This is a genomic window from Neorhizobium galegae bv. orientalis str. HAMBI 540 (assembly GCF_000731315.1).
Classification (GTDB): Bacteria; Pseudomonadota; Alphaproteobacteria; order Rhizobiales; family Rhizobiaceae; genus Neorhizobium; species Neorhizobium galegae.
In genome coordinates this window covers 1,550,320-1,566,069 of sequence record NZ_HG938353.1, presented here as the reverse complement: position 1 = coordinate 1,566,069, position 15,750 = coordinate 1,550,320, and the positions used below count along the sequence as shown (strand labels likewise).

Below are 15,750 nucleotides of genomic sequence, written 5' to 3'. Positions count from 1 at the left end.
GGCGTTCGAGGCTCAAAACGCTCCACTGGAGCGTTTTGCCGGCCGCAGGCCGTCGCCTCTCACCCTACAAACGCCCTTTCGATGACGAACTCGCCGGGCTTGCTGTTCGAGCCTTCGACGAGACCCGCCTTTTCGAGCAGGTCCTTGGTGTCCTTCAGCATCGCGGTCGAGCCGCAGATCATGCCGCGGTCGACGGCCGGGTCGAGCGCCGGGACGCCGAGATCGGTGAACAGCTTGCCGTTCTCGATCAGGTCGGTGATGCGGCCGCGATACTTAAAATCCTCGCGGGTCACGGTCGGGTAATGCTTGAGTTTGTCCCCGACGATCTCGTGCAGGAACTCATGGTTGTTGATCTCGTGTACCAGGTCGAAACCGTATTTCAGCTCGGCGACGTCGCGGCAGGTATGGGTGAGGATGACCTCGTCGAATTTTTCGTAGGTCTCCGGGTCGCGGATGAGGCTGGCGAAGGGGGCAATGCCGGTGCCGGTCGAGAACATGTAGAGCCGCTTGCCGGGCGTCAGCGCGTCGAGCACCAGCGTGCCGGTCGGCTTCTTGCGCATCAGCACCGTGTCGCCCGGCTTGATCGCCTGCAGGTGCGAGGTCAGCGGGCCGTCCGGCACCTTGATCGAGAAGAATTCGAGCTCCTCGTCCCAAGCGGGGCTGGCGATCGAATAGGCGCGGTAGACCGGCTTGTCGCCGACCATCAGGCCGATCATCGCGAACTCGCCCGAACGGAAGCGGAAACCGGCCGGCCGGGTCATGCGGAAGCGGAACAGGCGGTCGGTATAATGCTCGACGGCAAGCACCGTCTCGGCGTAAACGCCGTCCGGGATCTTTGCCTGAACCTGGGCCACTGCGAATTCTTCCGTCTTAGCTGGAGCGTTCATGCCTATCGGTCTCTTCGTCTCGTCGTTCTTCGCAGAAGCGAAATATACCATCTGGTCCCGCATTTGAAGGCATCCGCGTGCCTTTGTCGCGGGCCTTTCAGAAAATGTGTGCGGGAAATTCACCTTTCGGCCGGTCGTCCCCTGGCCTCAGGCCGTCACCGTGCGGCGCCGCCAGCTATAGCCCTCGCCCTTTTCGGCGTGGCGGGCCGTCGGCTGGTAGTGCTCGGCGATGCCCGGCAGCCGGCCCTCTTCGAGCCGCTTCAGCGCCGTGGCGTTCTTCACCGAAAAACTGTCGATGCCACAGCGCAGCATCAGGGGCACCTGGTCGATCAGCACGTCGCCGACCGCGCGCAGCTCGTTCCTGTAGCCGAGCCGGTCGCGCAGCAGCGAGGCATGCGAAAAGGCGCGGCCGTCGTTGAAGGCCGGGAAATCCACCGCGACGATCTCGATGCGGTAAAGATAGGGTTCGAGCTTGCGCACATCGTCCGCCGGGCGGATCAGCACGCCGAGGCCAACATCGTTGCTCTCCTCGGCCCGCGCGATCATCTCGTCGAGCGGCAGCAACACCTTCTGGTCCTCGGTCGCCTTCACCTCCTCGGTCTCGATCACCCAGGGGTCGTTCTCGACGAAGCCGGTTTCTCTCCAGAGTCTGGTCATTTACGCAGCCTCCGCCTTGGCATCGCCATAGAGCGCTTCCTTGAAAGGCTGCGGACCGACACGGCGATAGGCTTCGAGGAAGGTCTCTTCCTTGGCGAGGCGAAGGCCGAGATAGGTGTCGACGATGGTTTCCACCGCGTCGGTCACCTTGTTCGGCTCGAAGCCGCGGCCGATGATCTCGCCGATCGAGGTGTTCTCGTCGCCGGAACCGCCGAGCGTGATCTGGTAGAGTTCGGCGCCCTTCTTCTCGACGCCCAGCAAGCCGATATGGCCGACATGGTGATGGCCGCAGGCATTGATGCAGCCGGAAATCTTGATCTTGAGCTCGCCGATCTCGGCCTGGCGCTCCGGCGCACCGAAGCGGGTGGAGATTTCCTGCGACAGCGGGATCGAACGGGCGTTCGCCAGCGCGCAATAGTCTAGCCCCGGACAGGCGATGATGTCGGTGATCAGCCCGGCATTGGCGGTCGCAAGGTTATGAGCGACCAGCGCGCGGTAAAGCGGCTCGAGATCGGCCAGCGCCACATGCGGCAGGATGACGTTCTGCTCGTGGCTGATGCGGATCTCGTCGAAGGCGAACTCTTCCGCCAGATCGGCGATGGCATCCATCTGCACGTCGGAAGCGTCGCCTGGAATGCCGCCGATCGGCTTCAGGGAGATCGTCACCATACCGTAGTCGGGATGTTTGTGCGGCTTGACGTTCTGGTCGACCCAGCGGGCGAAATTCTCGTCGGTCTTTTTCCAGCCGGCGAGCTGCGGCCAGCCTTCGGCCCGGTCGGCCAAGGCCGGCGGCGCGAAATAGGCGGCGATCGCCTGGATGTCCTTCTCCGGCAGCTTCAGCTCGGTACCCTGCAGATGGGAGAATTCCTCCTCCACCTGGCGGGCCAGTTCCTCGGCACCGGTCTCATGGACGAGGATCTTGATGCGCGCCTTGTATTTGTTGTCGCGGCGGCCGTGCAGATTGTAAACGCGCATGATCGCGGTCGTGTAGGAGAGCAGGTCTTCCTCGGGGAGGAAATCCTTGATCTTCTTGGCGATCATCGGGGTACGGCCCTGCCCGCCGCCGACATAGACGGCAAAACCGATCTGGCCATCCTCGTTCTTCTTCAGATGCAGGCCGATGTCGTGCACCTGGATCGCGGCGCGGTCGCGCTCGGCGCCGGTGACGGCGATCTTGAATTTGCGCGGCAGATACGAGAATTCCGGGTGGACCGAGGACCACTGGCGCAGGATCTCGGCGTAAGGACGCGGATCGGCGACCTCATCGGCGGCAGCCCCGGCGAAATGGTCGGCCGTGACGTTGCGGATGCAGTTGCCCGACGTCTGCAGCGCGTGCATCTCGACGCTTGCAAGCTCGGCCAGGATATCCGGCGTATCGGAAAGTTTCGGCCAGTTGTACTGGATGTTCTGGCGGGTGGTGAAATGCCCGTAACCGCGGTCGTATTTGCGGGCGATATGGGCGAGCATGCGCATCTGCCTGGCATTCAGCGTCCCATAGGGGATCGCGACGCGCAGCATGTAGGCGTGAAGCTGGAGGTAGACGCCATTCATCAGGCGCAGCGGCTTGAACGCATCCTCGGCCAGCTCGCCGGCGAGGCGGCGGCCGACCTGATCGCGGAACTGCTCCACGCGGCTCGAAACAAAAGCGTGGTCGAATTCGTCGTAACGGTACATGACTTCCTCAAACTGCGATGAAGGCCGGATCGGCGGGGCGGTAGCCGGCAGCATATTCCATGGTCGGGCCCTGGGCACGGATCCGTTCGCGAAGGCGCAGCGGCCAGAGCTTGCCGTCCTGCTCCTGCACGTCGATGACGGCGACGTCAACAACCCGGTTCTGCGCAAAATCGCGCTTGCCGATCGCTTCCAGCGAGGCCACGGCCTCGGGATGGCGGGCGACGATCGCGTCCTGCAGGTTTTCCACCCATTGGCCGTTCGCATCGAGCCAGACGGCGATGCCGTCGGAAAGGCGGTTGGCGGTCAGAACCTTGTCAGTCATCTTATCTGTTCCATTTCCTCGCGAACCGGAATCTTACCATGAGAAAGCGGTTCGGACTTTTCGAAATTCGCACCAGCGACGGCTTCGCCGATGATCACCATGACCGGACCGGAAAGATCGTCGCGCGCTTCCAGGTCCGGCAGCTCGCGAAGAACGCCGTGGAAGAGCCGGCGGTCGGCGCGGCTGGCATTTTCGATCACGGCGACGGTGGTTTCCGGGGCAAGGCCGGCGCCCATCAGGCGTTCGGCGACGGAGGCGGCAACCGTGCGGCCCATATAGACGGCGATCGTGGCGCCGGAGATCGCAAGGCTTGCCCAGTCGGGCAGGACATCGCCGGTCAGGTCATGGCCGGTGGTGAAGATCAGCGACGAGGCGACGCCGCGCAACGTCAGCGGCAGCTCGAAATCGGCGGCGGCGGCAAAGGCGGAGGTGATGCCCGGTACGATCTCGTAAGTGACACCCGCGTCGCGAAGTGCCGCCATCTCCTCGCCGGCGCGACCATAGACCAGCGGATCGCCGGACTTCAGGCGGACGACGCGCTTGCCTTCACGGCCGAGCCTGACCAGCAGCCTGTTGATCTCGTCCTGGGATTTCGAATGGCAGTTCTTGCGCTTGCCGACCGACAGGCGCTCGGCATCGCGGCGGCCCATGTCGACGATCGCCTGTGGCACCAGCGCGTCATAAACGATCGCGTCGGCTTCCATCAGCACGCGCTGGGCACGCAGCGTCAAAAGGTCTTCGGCGCCCGGGCCGGCTCCGACCAGCCAGACATGGCCTGCGGCGCGACCGGTGGTCGACAGAAGCGCATTGGCCGAGCGGCGGGCGGCGGCGATATCGTTGGCGTCGACGGCGCTCGCGACATCGGCGGAGAAAAAGCGGCGCCAGAAGATGCGGCGCGACACGCCGCGCGGCACCAGGCGTTCGGCGGCATCGCGATATTCGGCGGCGAGGCGCGCCAGTAGCCCAAGCGACGGCGACAGCATCCGGTCGATGCGGGCACGGATCATCTGGGCGAGAACGGGGCCGGCGCCTTCGGTGCCGATGGCGATCGCGACCGGCGCGCGGTTCACGAGAGCCGGCGTGTAGAAGTCGCAGAAATCGGGCTGATCGACCGCATTGGCCGGAATCTTCTCAGCGCGGGCGGCAGTGACAATCGCACGGTCCAGGGCGGCGTCGCCGGTTGCAGCAAACACCATCACCGCGCCCTTGACCTGATCTGCGAGCTGATCCGGCGAAAAATCCGAATGAACGGTGCCGATGCCCTGAGCGACCAGCCAGTCCGCATAGTCCTGATCCGGTGCGGAGACGCAAGCAACGATCTCCGCATCGGTGTTGCGCAGCAGCCGGGCCTTGGCATAGGCTTCGTCACCATTGCCAAACACGACAACGCTCCGTCCGCTGACGCGGAAGAAAGCCGGAAAGACCGACAGGCGTTGTTGGCTTGGAGACATGCGGTTATCCTGAATCATATGACAGCAATATCCACAATAAGACAGCGGAATTGAAGGAATGGATATGCGAAGTGGATTGTGAGCCGGTATTTCTGTTTTACGATCAACCGGTTCTTGAGCAAAAGCCACCGCAGACGATATTTCTCCAGTATTTCTGTAGACTACAGTGTTTTTTTGCCCCGATCCTTTCGTTCCGCGCCATAAACTGCCTAGACACCTTGCGATAAAGAGTTCCCATGACAATCGCCGCCCGCCTTCTCGACGTCATCGAAAACGACATCCTGCCCCTGACGGAAAAGAGCGTCGCCACCGGCAACAAGGTTTTTGGCGCGGCGATCCTGAAAAAATCCGATCTGTCGCTGGTAATTGCCGAGACCAATAACGAGCTCGAAAATCCGCTGTGGCACGGCGAAGTGCACACGCTGAAGCGCTTTTACGAAACCACACGAGATCTTCCTACCAAAGACCTGATTTTCCTATCGACTCATGAACCGTGCACAATGTGCATGTCGGCGATCACCTGGGCCGGTTTCGACAATTTCTACTATTTTTTCAGCCACGAGGATTCCCGCGACGCCTTCGCCATCCCGCATGACCTGAAGATCCTCAAAGAGGTTTTCGGCCTGGAGCCTAGCGGCTACCGGCGCAACAATGCCTTCTGGCATTCCTACGCAATTGCCGACCTGGTCGAAAGCGAAGACGAGCCGCTCCGTGCCGGCCTCAAGACCCAGACCAGCCGGATCAAAGCCCGATATGACGGGCTTTCCGGCGTCTACCAGTCCGGCAAGGACAAAAACACCATTCCGCTCGCCTGACATCCGGCATTGAAGGACAAGATGATGGAAGCATCGAAGGATATTTCGCGGCTGATCGAGATCATGGCGGCGCTCAGGACACCCGTCACCGGCTGCCCCTGGGACCTCGAACAGAATTTTTCGACCATCAAGCCCTATACGATCGAGGAGGCCTATGAGGTCGCCGATGCGATCGAGCGCAACGACATGGACGATCTCTGCGAGGAGCTGGGCGACTTGCTGCTGCAGGTGGTCTTCCACGCCCGCATGGCCGAGGAAGCCGGCGAATTCTCTTTCGGCGACGTCGTCCAGGCGATCACCAAAAAGATGATCCGCCGGCATCCGCATGTCTTCGCCGTCTCCGATGCGGCGACGCCGGACGCGGTGAAGCTGCAGTGGGACGACATCAAGACGGAAGAGAAGCGCGCGCGGGCCGAGCGGCGGGCGCGGCGCGGCATTACCGAGGATTTCAAGCTCGGATACCTTGGAAGCGTCCATCGAGCCCAGCCAGCGCTGACCGAGGCGCTGAAGCTGCAGCAGCGGGCGGCAAAGGTCGGCTTCGACTGGTCGGCGGCCGAACCGATCCTCGACAAGATCGAGGAGGAGATCGGGGAATTGCGCGAGGCTCTGCGCGACGGCAGGCAGGACAAGGTGTCGGACGAACTCGGCGACCTGATCTTCGCGCTGGTCAATATCGGCCGACATGTGAGGGCCGATCCGGAAGAGGCGCTTCGCGGCACGAATACAAAATTCCGGCGACGGTTCAATTATATAGAAACATCTCTTCAACAATCGAATGAGACGCTGGAGGCTGCCACGCTGGAACGCATGGAAGAACTCTGGCAGGCCGCCAAGGCGATCGAACGGAAGCTCGACTGACGGGTGCGTTGGCCAGCCAAGCCGTCAGGACATGATCGTCTCCTGATCCTCAACGCACCGACAACCGCCACGATGGACGGCGATGGCAATTTCTATGCCGTTCGGCCAGCGGTAACGACTTTCTCCACGCGGTTCTGGAAGAAGCGATTGAGCGCCGTTCGGGAGGGTTTTTCCACGAGGTAGAAGCTGACGAGCGCGACAAGCACGGCAGCCAGAAGCAACAACGGGGTTGGAGCCGCTCCCTCGCGATAGAGCTTGTAGAAAGGCTGTTGCCACAGATAAAGCGAGAAGGACCACAGGCCCGCATAGGTGAGAAGCTTGGCGGACAGGATCTTGCGGAAGACCGGAGCCGCGCTGTCGATCGTAGTGATCGATAGCGCCAGCATGGTGGTCGACAGGCCGAAGGAGAGGACCTGAAAAGGCGCCATTTTAGCCACGACCGCGATCAGCAGCGCCAACGGGGATACCCACCAGGGGGCCTGACGCTTGCGAAGCAACAGCCACAGGCCGCCGGCAATGAATATCCCGGCGACGGAGACGTCGCTGCGCCAATGGGTATACAAGACGCTGGCGCCGAGTTCGGTGCGGATGAGGCCATTCAGCGTTGCCGCGGCGCCAAGGGCGATGATGAGAGCGCCGACCGGAAACAGTCTGCGGCGGGACAGGAACGCGACACCTGCCAGAAGGATATAGGCATGCTCCTCGACGCAAAGCGACCAGAGATGATCAAGCAATGCCACCGGATGGGTATAGACCATGGCATAGTTAAGCGTGAACGTCAGGGCCAGCAATGCTGCAACGGGGCCATGCGAGATCTCGCTACCCTGGAAAGCAAGCGTGGTGATGACCACGAATGCGAAGAGAGCCGGATAGATGCGTGAGAAGCGCCTGAAGAAGAAGGTCGGCAATTCTGCCCGCTTGACGAACAGGATTTCGGACATCAACCGGCCGGACAAGACAAAGAACAGGTCTACACCGAATGTACTGAACCCGGGCTTGAAATCATCCAGCCAGAAATGGCCGACGATCACGAAGATGACCGCAATACCTCGCCATCCGTCGAGATAGTCCAGATGTTTTCCGGTCTCTTCGTGCGGCTGACTCTGTATCATTACGCCACCTTGTTGCCGGCCCGTGAATGAGAACTGCGGGAATCGCGGCCGTCCTCGTCGGCTTATGTTGCACCGCAAAAAACGGGCAACATCATGGCGCTGCCGCCCGGTACCAAGTCACGTAACCGGGCTTCCTATCGTTCCCAGTCTTCCTTGTCCGCTTTTGGACCATTGCCGAGCTTGCGCTCGAACTCGGCAGCCTCGGCTTCGGACATGCGGACATCCAGGGTCACCGAACCGTCCTCGTTGTCCTCGCGGCCGTCGACGACGGCATTGCCGTAGACCCAGGAGACGAGGCCAAGCTTTTCCGGCGGGATGGTGATCGAGGTTTCGGTGAGAACGCCGGAAAGGCGTTTCGAAATCTCGTCCATCAGGGGCTCGACGCCCTCGCCCGTGATCGCCGAGACCGCCATGACGTTCTCGCGGCCGACGGCGCGTTCGGCGATTGCCTCGTGGGCCTCCGGATCAAGCCGGTCGATCTTGTTCCAGACCTCGATGATGCGAGCGGCTGCTTCCTTCTCGTCGATGCCAAGATCGGCAAGGATGCGCATCACGTCGCTGGCCTGCGCGGCATTGTCCGGGTCGGACATGTCGCGCACATGCAGGACGAGATCGGCTTCCAGCACCTCTTCCAGCGTGGCGCGGAAGGCAGCGACCAGGTGGGTCGGCAGGTTGGAGATGAAACCGACCGTATCGGAGAGGATGACCGTGCGGCCATGCGGCAGCTTCATGCGGCGCAGCGTCGGATCGAGGGTGGCAAACAGCATGTCTTCGGCGAGCACGCCGGCACCGGTGATGCGGTTGAACAGCGTCGACTTGCCGGCGTTGGTATAACCGACCAGCGCCACGATCGGGTGCGGCACCTTGCGGCGTTTGGCGCGGTGAAGCTGGCGGGTGCGCACGACTTGTTCGAGCTCGCGCTCCAGCTTGACGATGCGCTCCTGCAGCAGCCGGCGGTCGGCCTCGATCTGGGTTTCACCCGGGCCGCCCATGAAGCCGGCGCCACCGCGCTGGCGTTCAAGGTGGGTCCAGCTGCGGACCAGGCGGCCCTTCTGGTAATTGAGATGCGCCAGATCGACCTGCAGCGTGCCTTCCTTGGTGGAGGCGCGGCGGCCAAAGATTTCGAGGATCAGGCCGGTCCGGTCGATGACCTTGGCCTGCCATTCCTTTTCGAGATTGCGCTGCTGCACCGGGGTCAGCGGATGATCGACGATGACGAGGCCTGCGTCGTGCTCGTCGAGCAGCGCCTTGATTTCCTCGATCTTGCCGCTGCCCATCAGCGTTCCCGGACGCGGCTGGCTGATCGGCACGATCAGGCCCTGGACGATCTCCAGGTCGATCGCTCGTGCCAAGCCGATCGCCTCTTCGAGGCGGGCTTCATTGGAGCGCTGCGGTGCGGGTGCCTGACTTGAGTCGCCCTGCCCGGCCTTCGACCGTGCCAGCTTGAGGACCGGCACGATGACGAGCGCGCGCATGTCGTCCCGGCGCTTTTCAGCCTCCGGGACCATGGATTCGTTGGAAGTATCGCGATTTGAAATCTGTTCTGTCCTGTTAGGCGGCGTTCTCTTCGGTTTCGAACATCTGCATGGGCTGGCCCGGCATGATGGTCGAGATCGCGTGCTTATACACGAGCTGAGAATGGCCGTCACGGCGCAGCAGGACGCAGAAGTTGTCGAAAGAGGTCACGACACCTGTCAGCTTGACCCCGTTGATCAGGAAAATCGTCAGGGAAATCTTCTGCTTGCGAACGGTATTGAGAAATAAATCCTGCAGGTTCTGAGAACGTTCCGCCATAGCGCCGCTTCTTTCTTTTTTGCCGGCGAATAGCCGGGATCATGATCAAGCTTGATAAGAGGCGACCGGAAAGCGCCCCGTGCTTCCCTTCCCCGATGTTTGACTATCAAATCGCCGTCTTTTCCGCAACGTCGAAAAAGGTGTCGCGAATACTTGACGACACGGTGCCCGGATGGCCGTTGGCGACGGGCTTTCCGTCGATTTCGACGATCGGCACGCAGATCCCGGTGGCGGAGGTGAAAAACACCTCGCGGGCGGCCAGCATCTCTTCCGTCTTGAACTCGCGCTCGACGACCTTGAGGCCGAGCTTCTTTGCGACGTCGATGAGCGTCGTGCGGGTGATTCCCTTCAGGATGCCGTGTTCGGCCGGGCGGGTGACGAGTTCGCCATCCGGCGTGACGATCCAGACATTGGAGGACGCGCCTTCCATGACGATGCCATCGCGGTCGATGAAGATGGCGTCCTGGGCACCGGCTTCCTTCGCCTGCTGCTTGGCGAGCACGTTCGGCAGCAGGCCGACCGTCTTGATGTCGACGCGGTCCCAGCGGTTCTCGGGCAGAGTGATCACCTTGATGCCGTTTGCATATTTCTTGGCGGCGGCCGAGGGATCGGTGCTCTTGGCAGTGATCGTGATGGTCGGCGGCGTGCCCTCGGCGGGGAAGTAGTGATCGCGGCGGGCGGCGCCGCGGGTCACCTGCATGTAGAAGATGCCGTTCTTGACCCGGTTGCGGCGGAGCACTTCGCGGATGACGAAAGTGAGCGCTGCGCGGCTCATGGGAGCGGCCATCCTCAGTTCGCTCAGCGAACGATCGAGGCGGCTCAGGTGGCGGGTCAGGTCGACGATCATGCCGTGACGCACTTCGCAGACCTCGTAGACGCCGTCCGCGAACTGGAAACCGCGATCCTCCACATGCACCGCAGCTTCGGAATGGCGAACATATTGTCCGTTCACATAGGCAATTCTCGACATCGATATCCCCTGCTCTCTTCAGAATGCTGGTCAGAAATACTGGATGGAAACGCGGAAAAGCTGTTCCACATGGCGCACGGCTTCGGCGGCGGCAAACAGCACCACCCGGTCTCGCGCCTTGATCCTGGTGTCGCCGTTCGGGCGGATCACCGCCTCGCCGCGATAGATGGCGCCGATACGGACGCCGTCCGGCAGGTCGAGCTCGCGGAAAGCCCGGCCGACCAGCGGCGACGTTTCGAGCGCCTCGGCCTCGATGATCTCGGCAGCACCATTCTGCACCGCATAGACCGAGCGGATGCGGCCCTTGCGGACATGTTGCAGGACGCGGGAGATCGTTACGGCGCGCGGATTGATCTGCGCATCGATGCCGAGCGCGTCGGTGACCTGATGGAAGGACGTGGAGTTGATCAGCACTAGGTTCGACTTGCAGCCGAGCGATTTCGCCATGACCGCGCCTAGGATGTTGATCTGGTCGTTGTTGGTCAGCATCACGATCAGGTCGGTATCCTGGATATCCGCCTGGGTGAGGATGTTCTGGTCGAGCGCCGAGCCGTGCAGCACGATCGTATTGCGCAGCTGCTCGGAAACCGCCATCGCCTTGTCACGGTCGCTCTCGATGATCTTCAGCCGGGTCCTCGGCTGGTGTTCCTCGATGGTGCGGGCGACGTAATAGCCAATATTGCCGCCGCCGGCGATGATGATGCGGCGTGCCTCCTGCTCCTCGTGTCCGAACAGGCCGAGCGTGCGGCGAATGTGTTCGCGCTGGCAGATGACATAGGCGAGATCGCCGACCTCGAGCTCATCAGCCGAACGGGCAACGGTCAGAACACCGTCCCTGAAGATGCCGACCACCGTCGCCATCAGGTCCGGGAAGAGGTCGGAAAGCTGATGCAGGGGCGTGGCGACGACCGGGCAATCCTCCATGCACTCGATCGCCACCATGGCGATGTGATCCTCGGCGAAGCGGACGACATCGGTAGCGCCGGGAAAGGATATCCGACGCAGCACCATCTTGCCGACCTCGATCTCCGGCGAGATCGTCACGTCGATCGACATGTTCTGGCGGCTGAACAGATCGGCATATTCCGGCTTCAGATAGCTCTGGGCGCGGATGCGGGCAATCTTGGTGGGCACGGAGAAGAGCGCCTGCGCGACCTCGCAGGCGACGATGTTGACCTCGTCGTAGAGGGTCACCGCGATGATCATGTCGGCGTCTTCGGCACCAGCCTTTTCCAGCACGTCCGGATGGGCGCCGTGGCCGACATAACCCTTGACGTCGAGGGTCTCGGTGATCGCGGCGATCAGGGCCGCTGAGGTATCGATGACGGAGACGTCATTGTCCTCCTGCGACAGCCGTTCGGCGATGCCGTAGCCCACCTGCCCCGCGCCGCATATGATCACTTTCATAGGTTACATACCGGCATCGGCTACACACCGAGCGACTTGAGCTTGCGGTGCAGTGCCGAGCGTTCCATGCCGACGAATTCCGCGGTGCGCGAAATATTGCCGCCGAACCGGTTGATCTGGGCGATCAGATAATCGCGCTCGAACATTTCGCGGGCTTCGCGCAGCGGCAACGTCATGATGTGGTAGTCGCCCTTTGCCGACACCTTCGGCAACATGTCGCCGAGGTCGGTTGGCAGCATGTCGGCAGAAATCGGCGAATCCGGGCCGTCGGAGCGGGCGAGGATCATCAGCCGCTCGATATTGTTGCGGAGCTGGCGGATATTGCCCGGCCAATCGTGGGCCTGCAGGACGGCCATGGCGTCCTCGCCGATCTTGCGGGGGCGGATACCGGCCTGCTCGGAAATCTGGCGCATGAACATATCGACCAGGAAAGGAATGTCCTCGCGGCGTTCGGCGAGCGCCGGCACCTTGACCGGCACGACGGCCAGCCGGTGATAAAGGTCTTCGCGGAACGAGCCGTCGGCGATCAGGCTTTCGAGATTGTAGCAGGTCGAGGAGATGATGCGGACATCGACCTTGACGCGCTTGGAACCGCCGACGCGCTCGAACTGCTGGTCGACCAGCACGCGAAGGATCTTGTTCTGCGTCTCGCGCGGCATTTCGCCGACTTCGTCGAGATAGAGGATGCCGCGATGGGCCTCTTCCAGAGCGCCGATCTTGCGCGCCTGGCCGGGAGCGCCTTCGGTGCCGAACAGAGCAACCTCCATGCGATCGGGCGTGATCGTCGCGGCGTTCAGCGCCACGAACGGACCGGCGACGCGCGACGAGCGCTTGTGGATCATCCGCGCCACCAGTTCCTTGCCGGAGCCGGAGGGGCCGAGGATCATCACGCGGCTGTTGGTGGGCGCGACCTTTTCGATCGTCTGGCGGAGCTGCGAGACGGCAACGGAGGTACCTACCAGCTCGGCGGCGTCGCCGGTGCGCTTCTTGAGCTCGGTCACCTCGCGCTTCAGCTTGGAGTTTTCGAGTGCCCGCTCGGCGATCAGGATCAGACGGTCGGCCTTGAACGGCTTTTCGATGAAGTCGAAGGCGCCGCGCTTGATCGCCGACACCGCCGTCTCGACATTGCCGTGGCCGGAGATCATCACGACAGGCAATTCGGGATGCCGGCTCTTGACTTCGTCGAGCAGCGCCAGGCCGTCGAGCCTGGAGCCCTGCATCCAGATATCCAGGAAGATCAGCCGCGGCACGCGATCGGATATCGCTGCCAGCGCGCTGTCGCTGTCATGTGCCGTGCGGGTTTCATGGCCCTCATCGGACAAAATACCTGAAACGATATCGCGGATATCCGCCTCGTCATCTACGACCAGAATATCAGACGCCATAAGCCAATTCCTTGTTATTATCCGTTCCCGGCACGACCGCCTGCTCCAGATGCGGCAGCAGCACCCTGATCATGGCGCCCTTGCCATGATCGAAATCGGCGGGAGCATCGTGGAGTTCGAGCTGCCCGCCGTGTTCTTCAATGATCTTCTTGACGATGGCGAGGCCCAGTCCCGTGCCCTTGTCGCGCATGGTCATGTATGGCTCGAGGATGCGGTGTCGATTTTCGCTCGGCAGGCCGCTGCCATTGTCAATGATGTCGACCACATAGGTGTCGCGCTCCGCATCGTAGACCGAGCGCACCTTGACCTTGCGGCCGTCGCGTTCCTGATCGCTCGGCACCGCCTCGATCGCCTCGACGGCGTTCTTGATGAGATTGCCGAAGGCCTGGCCGAGCATGCGCGCATCGAACATGCCCTTCAGCGGCTCCTCGCCGAGTTCACGGATGAAATCGACATGGGTCGTGCCCATCTCGCGCAGGAAGATCGCGTCGCGCAGGATATCGCGCAGATCGGCCTCTTCCTTGGCGGGTTTCGGCATGCGGGCAAAGGAAGAGAATTCGTCGACCATGCGGCCGATATCGCCGACCTGGCGCACGATCGTGTCGGTGCACTGGTCGAATACGGCGCGGTCATCCTCGGCGATCTGCTTGCCGTAGCGACGCTTGAGGCGCTCGGCGGAAAGCTGGATCGGGGTAAGCGGGTTCTTGATCTCGTGGGCGATGCGGCGGGCGACATCCGCCCAGGCGGTGGAGCGCTGGGCGATGACGAGATCAGTGATATCGTCGAGCGTCACGACATAACTGTCGTGCGCGGCGCGCTGTTCCTCGCGGGTGACCTGAACCGACAGCGTCCGCTCCTTGCCGCCGCGCATCAGGTTCACCTGTTTGCGGAATTCGCCGCGGGCCCTGCTGCGCGCCTCGGTGAGGACGTGGTCGATCTCGGGCGCAACATCCTGCAGCTTCTCGCCCATCAGCTTTTCGGCGGGAACGTCGAGGAGATGTTCCGCCGACGGATTGACGATGGTGATACGGCGGTCTTCCTCGACGCCGATAACGGCAGCGGTGACGCCGGATAGTACCGCCTCAATGAAGCGGCGGCGGTCATCGACCTCGTCCTTGGCTTCGAGGATCTCGTCGCGCTGGCTGCGTATTTCGGAAATCATCTTGTTGAAGGTACGCGACAGGCTGCCGACGTCGCCATCGGCGGCGCGCACCGGCACGACGACGTTGAGATTGCCGGTCGCCACGCTGTCGGCGGCGCTGATCAGCAGCCGGATCGGCCGGACGATGCGGTCGGCGACCGCGATCGCCGTCCAGATCGCCGCGAGCAGCACGATCAGCGCGAAACCGAGATAGAGCACCGCAAAGGCGATCTGCAGCGATGTGCGGCCAGCCTCCATCGCCTGGTATTCGGCGGTGTTCTCCTCCATCAGCCGCATGGCCGAGATGACCTTCGGATCAACGGCGCGGATCGTATAGAGATAGGAGCCCGGAATGGCATCGAGCTTGATGACGGCGCCGACGAGATTGGTGACACCAGGCGGGATCAGGGTCGGCTGGCCGGCCGCCGCGGTCTTCAGCGCATCCGCCGGGATCGCCGGCAGCGGCTTTTCGGTCTTGATGTCGGCCTGAACGATCGCCTGGCCGTCTTCGCGCACCAGGAAGGCGCCGAGCATGCCGCGGCCGCGTGCCTGGCGGGTCATCAGCTCCACGAAACCGGTACGGTCGAGATAGAACATCGGCCGGTTGCGCTCGAGGTCGTTCGACATCGACACCGTCTGGCCCTGGAGATAGCTGGCATTCTCGAGCATATAGGCGCGGGCGACGTCCTGGGAGGACTGCACGATCGACTGGGTGCGCAGCGAGAACCAGCGGTCGAGACCAACATTGAGCGTGAGGCTGGCGAAGATCGCCACCAGAACCGCCGGGGTGATCGCCACGATCGAGAACAGCACCACGATACGGACATGCAGGCGGGCCGCGGCGCGGCCGCGGTTGCGCGCCTTCACCAGCCGGACGATCTCACGGCCAATCAGATACATCAGGCAGAGGATGAAAAGCGAATTCAGCGCAGCCGACGCGATCACCACATTGGTGGTCGGGGCGATCGGGGTCAGGCCGAGCAGGATGAACAGCGTCACCGACGCACAGATCAAAGCTCCGCCGGCGAGCAGAAGGCCGGGGAGCGCGAAGGACGCGCGCCGATCCTGCACTGACACCAATGGCTCGTCTTCGGCCATCGGCGCTGTTACGCCTTCAGTCATCGAATCCACTCCGATCCCCAAAACCCTCGCGGGAGATCATTTCAACCCGGTCAGACCGAGCGAAGCGACAGCCACTTTCCAGAAAAAGGGCCGGCCTACCCCCTCGACGGCCGCCACTCCGTCGAGCATTCACCAAACCCTGCGTGACCTTTAAG

General features: G+C 62.3%; 14 protein-coding genes. 2 read left to right on the top strand and 12 right to left on the bottom strand.

Features of this window, described 5'->3' with window-relative positions; all coding sequences use genetic code 11:
• Window positions 1-59 precede the first annotated feature (59 nt).
• The 5 genes from RG540_RS08015 to cysG all read right to left on the bottom strand — a co-directional run bounded on the left by RG540_RS08015 (window position 60) and on the right by cysG (window position 4,991).
• Entirely contained in the window at window positions 60-887 is an 828-nt protein-coding gene (locus RG540_RS08015) for a ferredoxin--NADP reductase (RefSeq protein WP_038593315.1), read from the bottom strand.
• A gap of 147 nt (window positions 888-1,034) precedes the next feature.
• A complete protein-coding gene (locus RG540_RS08010; RefSeq protein WP_038542680.1) occupies window positions 1,035-1,544 on the bottom strand; it encodes a DUF934 domain-containing protein in 510 nt (169 codons plus the stop codon).
• Window positions 1,545-3,218, bottom strand: coding sequence for a nitrite/sulfite reductase (locus tag RG540_RS08005; protein ID WP_038586437.1), 1,674 nt, complete (start codon window positions 3,216-3,218; stop codon window positions 1,545-1,547).
• Window positions 3,219-3,225: 7 nt separating this feature from the next.
• Window positions 3,226-3,540 carry a DUF2849 domain-containing protein gene (locus RG540_RS08000; protein WP_037087208.1) on the bottom strand — a complete coding sequence of 105 codons (315 nt, stop codon included), beginning with the start codon at window positions 3,538-3,540 and terminating at the stop codon, window positions 3,226-3,228.
• Complete coding sequence (gene cysG, locus RG540_RS07995; protein ID WP_051909282.1) at window positions 3,537-4,991, bottom strand: siroheme synthase CysG; 1,455 nt, start codon at window positions 4,989-4,991, stop codon at window positions 3,537-3,539. Before cysG ends, RG540_RS08000 begins: the two co-directional genes overlap by 4 nt.
• Window positions 4,992-5,227: 236 nt before the next feature.
• Between cysG and RG540_RS07990 the strand changes: the two genes are divergently transcribed.
• Both RG540_RS07990 and mazG read left to right on the top strand, forming a co-directional pair.
• A complete protein-coding gene (locus RG540_RS07990; protein WP_038586434.1) occupies window positions 5,228-5,806 on the top strand; it encodes a deaminase in 579 nt (192 codons plus the stop codon).
• Between the two features lie 24 nt (window positions 5,807-5,830).
• Complete coding sequence (gene mazG, locus RG540_RS07985) at window positions 5,831-6,664, top strand: nucleoside triphosphate pyrophosphohydrolase (protein ID WP_038593309.1); 834 nt, start codon at window positions 5,831-5,833, stop codon at window positions 6,662-6,664.
• A 92-nt stretch (window positions 6,665-6,756) separates the two neighbouring features.
• Here the strand turns inward: mazG and RG540_RS07980 are convergent, their stop codons facing one another.
• From RG540_RS07980 to RG540_RS07950, 7 genes are all read right to left on the bottom strand, one after another.
• Window positions 6,757-7,776, bottom strand: coding sequence for an acyltransferase family protein (locus tag RG540_RS07980; RefSeq protein WP_051909280.1), 1,020 nt, complete (start codon window positions 7,774-7,776; stop codon window positions 6,757-6,759).
• Between the two features lie 134 nt (window positions 7,777-7,910).
• Window positions 7,911-9,284 (bottom strand): GTPase HflX, encoded by a 1,374-nt coding sequence (hflX, locus tag RG540_RS07975; RefSeq protein ID WP_151042068.1) that lies wholly within the window; start codon window positions 9,282-9,284, stop codon window positions 7,911-7,913.
• Between the two features lie 43 nt (window positions 9,285-9,327).
• A complete protein-coding gene (gene hfq / locus RG540_RS07970; protein WP_007757453.1) occupies window positions 9,328-9,570 on the bottom strand; it encodes an RNA chaperone Hfq in 243 nt (80 codons plus the stop codon).
• 106 nt (window positions 9,571-9,676) lie between these two features.
• Window positions 9,677-10,540: a D-amino-acid transaminase gene (locus RG540_RS07965; RefSeq protein ID WP_038586432.1), complete on the bottom strand. Its 864-nt coding sequence runs from the start codon at window positions 10,538-10,540 to the stop codon at window positions 9,677-9,679.
• 30 nt (window positions 10,541-10,570) lie between these two features.
• A complete protein-coding gene (gene trkA, locus RG540_RS07960; protein ID WP_038586428.1) occupies window positions 10,571-11,947 on the bottom strand; it encodes a Trk system potassium transporter TrkA in 1,377 nt (458 codons plus the stop codon).
• A 20-nt stretch (window positions 11,948-11,967) separates the two neighbouring features.
• Entirely contained in the window at window positions 11,968-13,332 is a 1,365-nt protein-coding gene (ntrX, locus tag RG540_RS07955) for a nitrogen assimilation response regulator NtrX (RefSeq protein ID WP_038542664.1), read from the bottom strand.
• Window positions 13,322-15,595 (bottom strand): sensor histidine kinase NtrY-like, encoded by a 2,274-nt coding sequence (locus RG540_RS07950; RefSeq protein ID WP_038586425.1) that lies wholly within the window; start codon window positions 15,593-15,595, stop codon window positions 13,322-13,324. Before RG540_RS07950 ends, ntrX begins: the two co-directional genes overlap by 11 nt.
• Window positions 15,596-15,750: the final 155 nt, after the last annotated feature.

Excerpts from the sequence above, each read along its gene's own strand:
- RG540_RS08005 (WP_038586437.1), bottom strand. The coding sequence starts at position 3,218 with ATGTACCGTTACGACGAATTCGACCACGCTTTTGTTTCGAGCCGCGTG.
- hfq (WP_007757453.1), bottom strand. The coding sequence starts at position 9,570 with ATGGCGGAACGTTCTCAGAACCTGCAGGATTTATTTCTCAATACCGTT.
- RG540_RS08015 (WP_038593315.1), bottom strand. The coding sequence starts at position 887 with ATGAACGCTCCAGCTAAGACGGAAGAATTCGCAGTGGCCCAGGTTCAG.
- cysG (WP_051909282.1), bottom strand. The coding sequence starts at position 4,991 with ATGTCTCCAAGCCAACAACGCCTGTCGGTCTTTCCGGCTTTCTTCCGC.
- mazG (WP_038593309.1), top strand. The coding sequence starts at position 5,831 with ATGGAAGCATCGAAGGATATTTCGCGGCTGATCGAGATCATGGCGGCG.
- RG540_RS07990 (WP_038586434.1), top strand. The coding sequence starts at position 5,228 with ATGACAATCGCCGCCCGCCTTCTCGACGTCATCGAAAACGACATCCTG.
- RG540_RS07980 (WP_051909280.1), bottom strand. The coding sequence starts at position 7,776 with ATGATACAGAGTCAGCCGCACGAAGAGACCGGAAAACATCTGGACTAT.
- RG540_RS08000 (WP_037087208.1), bottom strand. The coding sequence starts at position 3,540 with ATGACTGACAAGGTTCTGACCGCCAACCGCCTTTCCGACGGCATCGCC.
- hflX (WP_151042068.1), bottom strand. The coding sequence starts at position 9,284 with ATGGTCCCGGAGGCTGAAAAGCGCCGGGACGACATGCGCGCGCTCGTC.
- RG540_RS07965 (WP_038586432.1), bottom strand. The coding sequence starts at position 10,540 with ATGTCGAGAATTGCCTATGTGAACGGACAATATGTTCGCCATTCCGAA.
- RG540_RS07950 (WP_038586425.1), bottom strand. The coding sequence starts at position 15,595 with ATGACTGAAGGCGTAACAGCGCCGATGGCCGAAGACGAGCCATTGGTG.
- trkA (WP_038586428.1), bottom strand. The coding sequence starts at position 11,947 with ATGAAAGTGATCATATGCGGCGCGGGGCAGGTGGGCTACGGCATCGCC.
- RG540_RS08010 (WP_038542680.1), bottom strand. The coding sequence starts at position 1,544 with ATGACCAGACTCTGGAGAGAAACCGGCTTCGTCGAGAACGACCCCTGG.
- ntrX (WP_038542664.1), bottom strand. The coding sequence starts at position 13,332 with ATGGCGTCTGATATTCTGGTCGTAGATGACGAGGCGGATATCCGCGAT.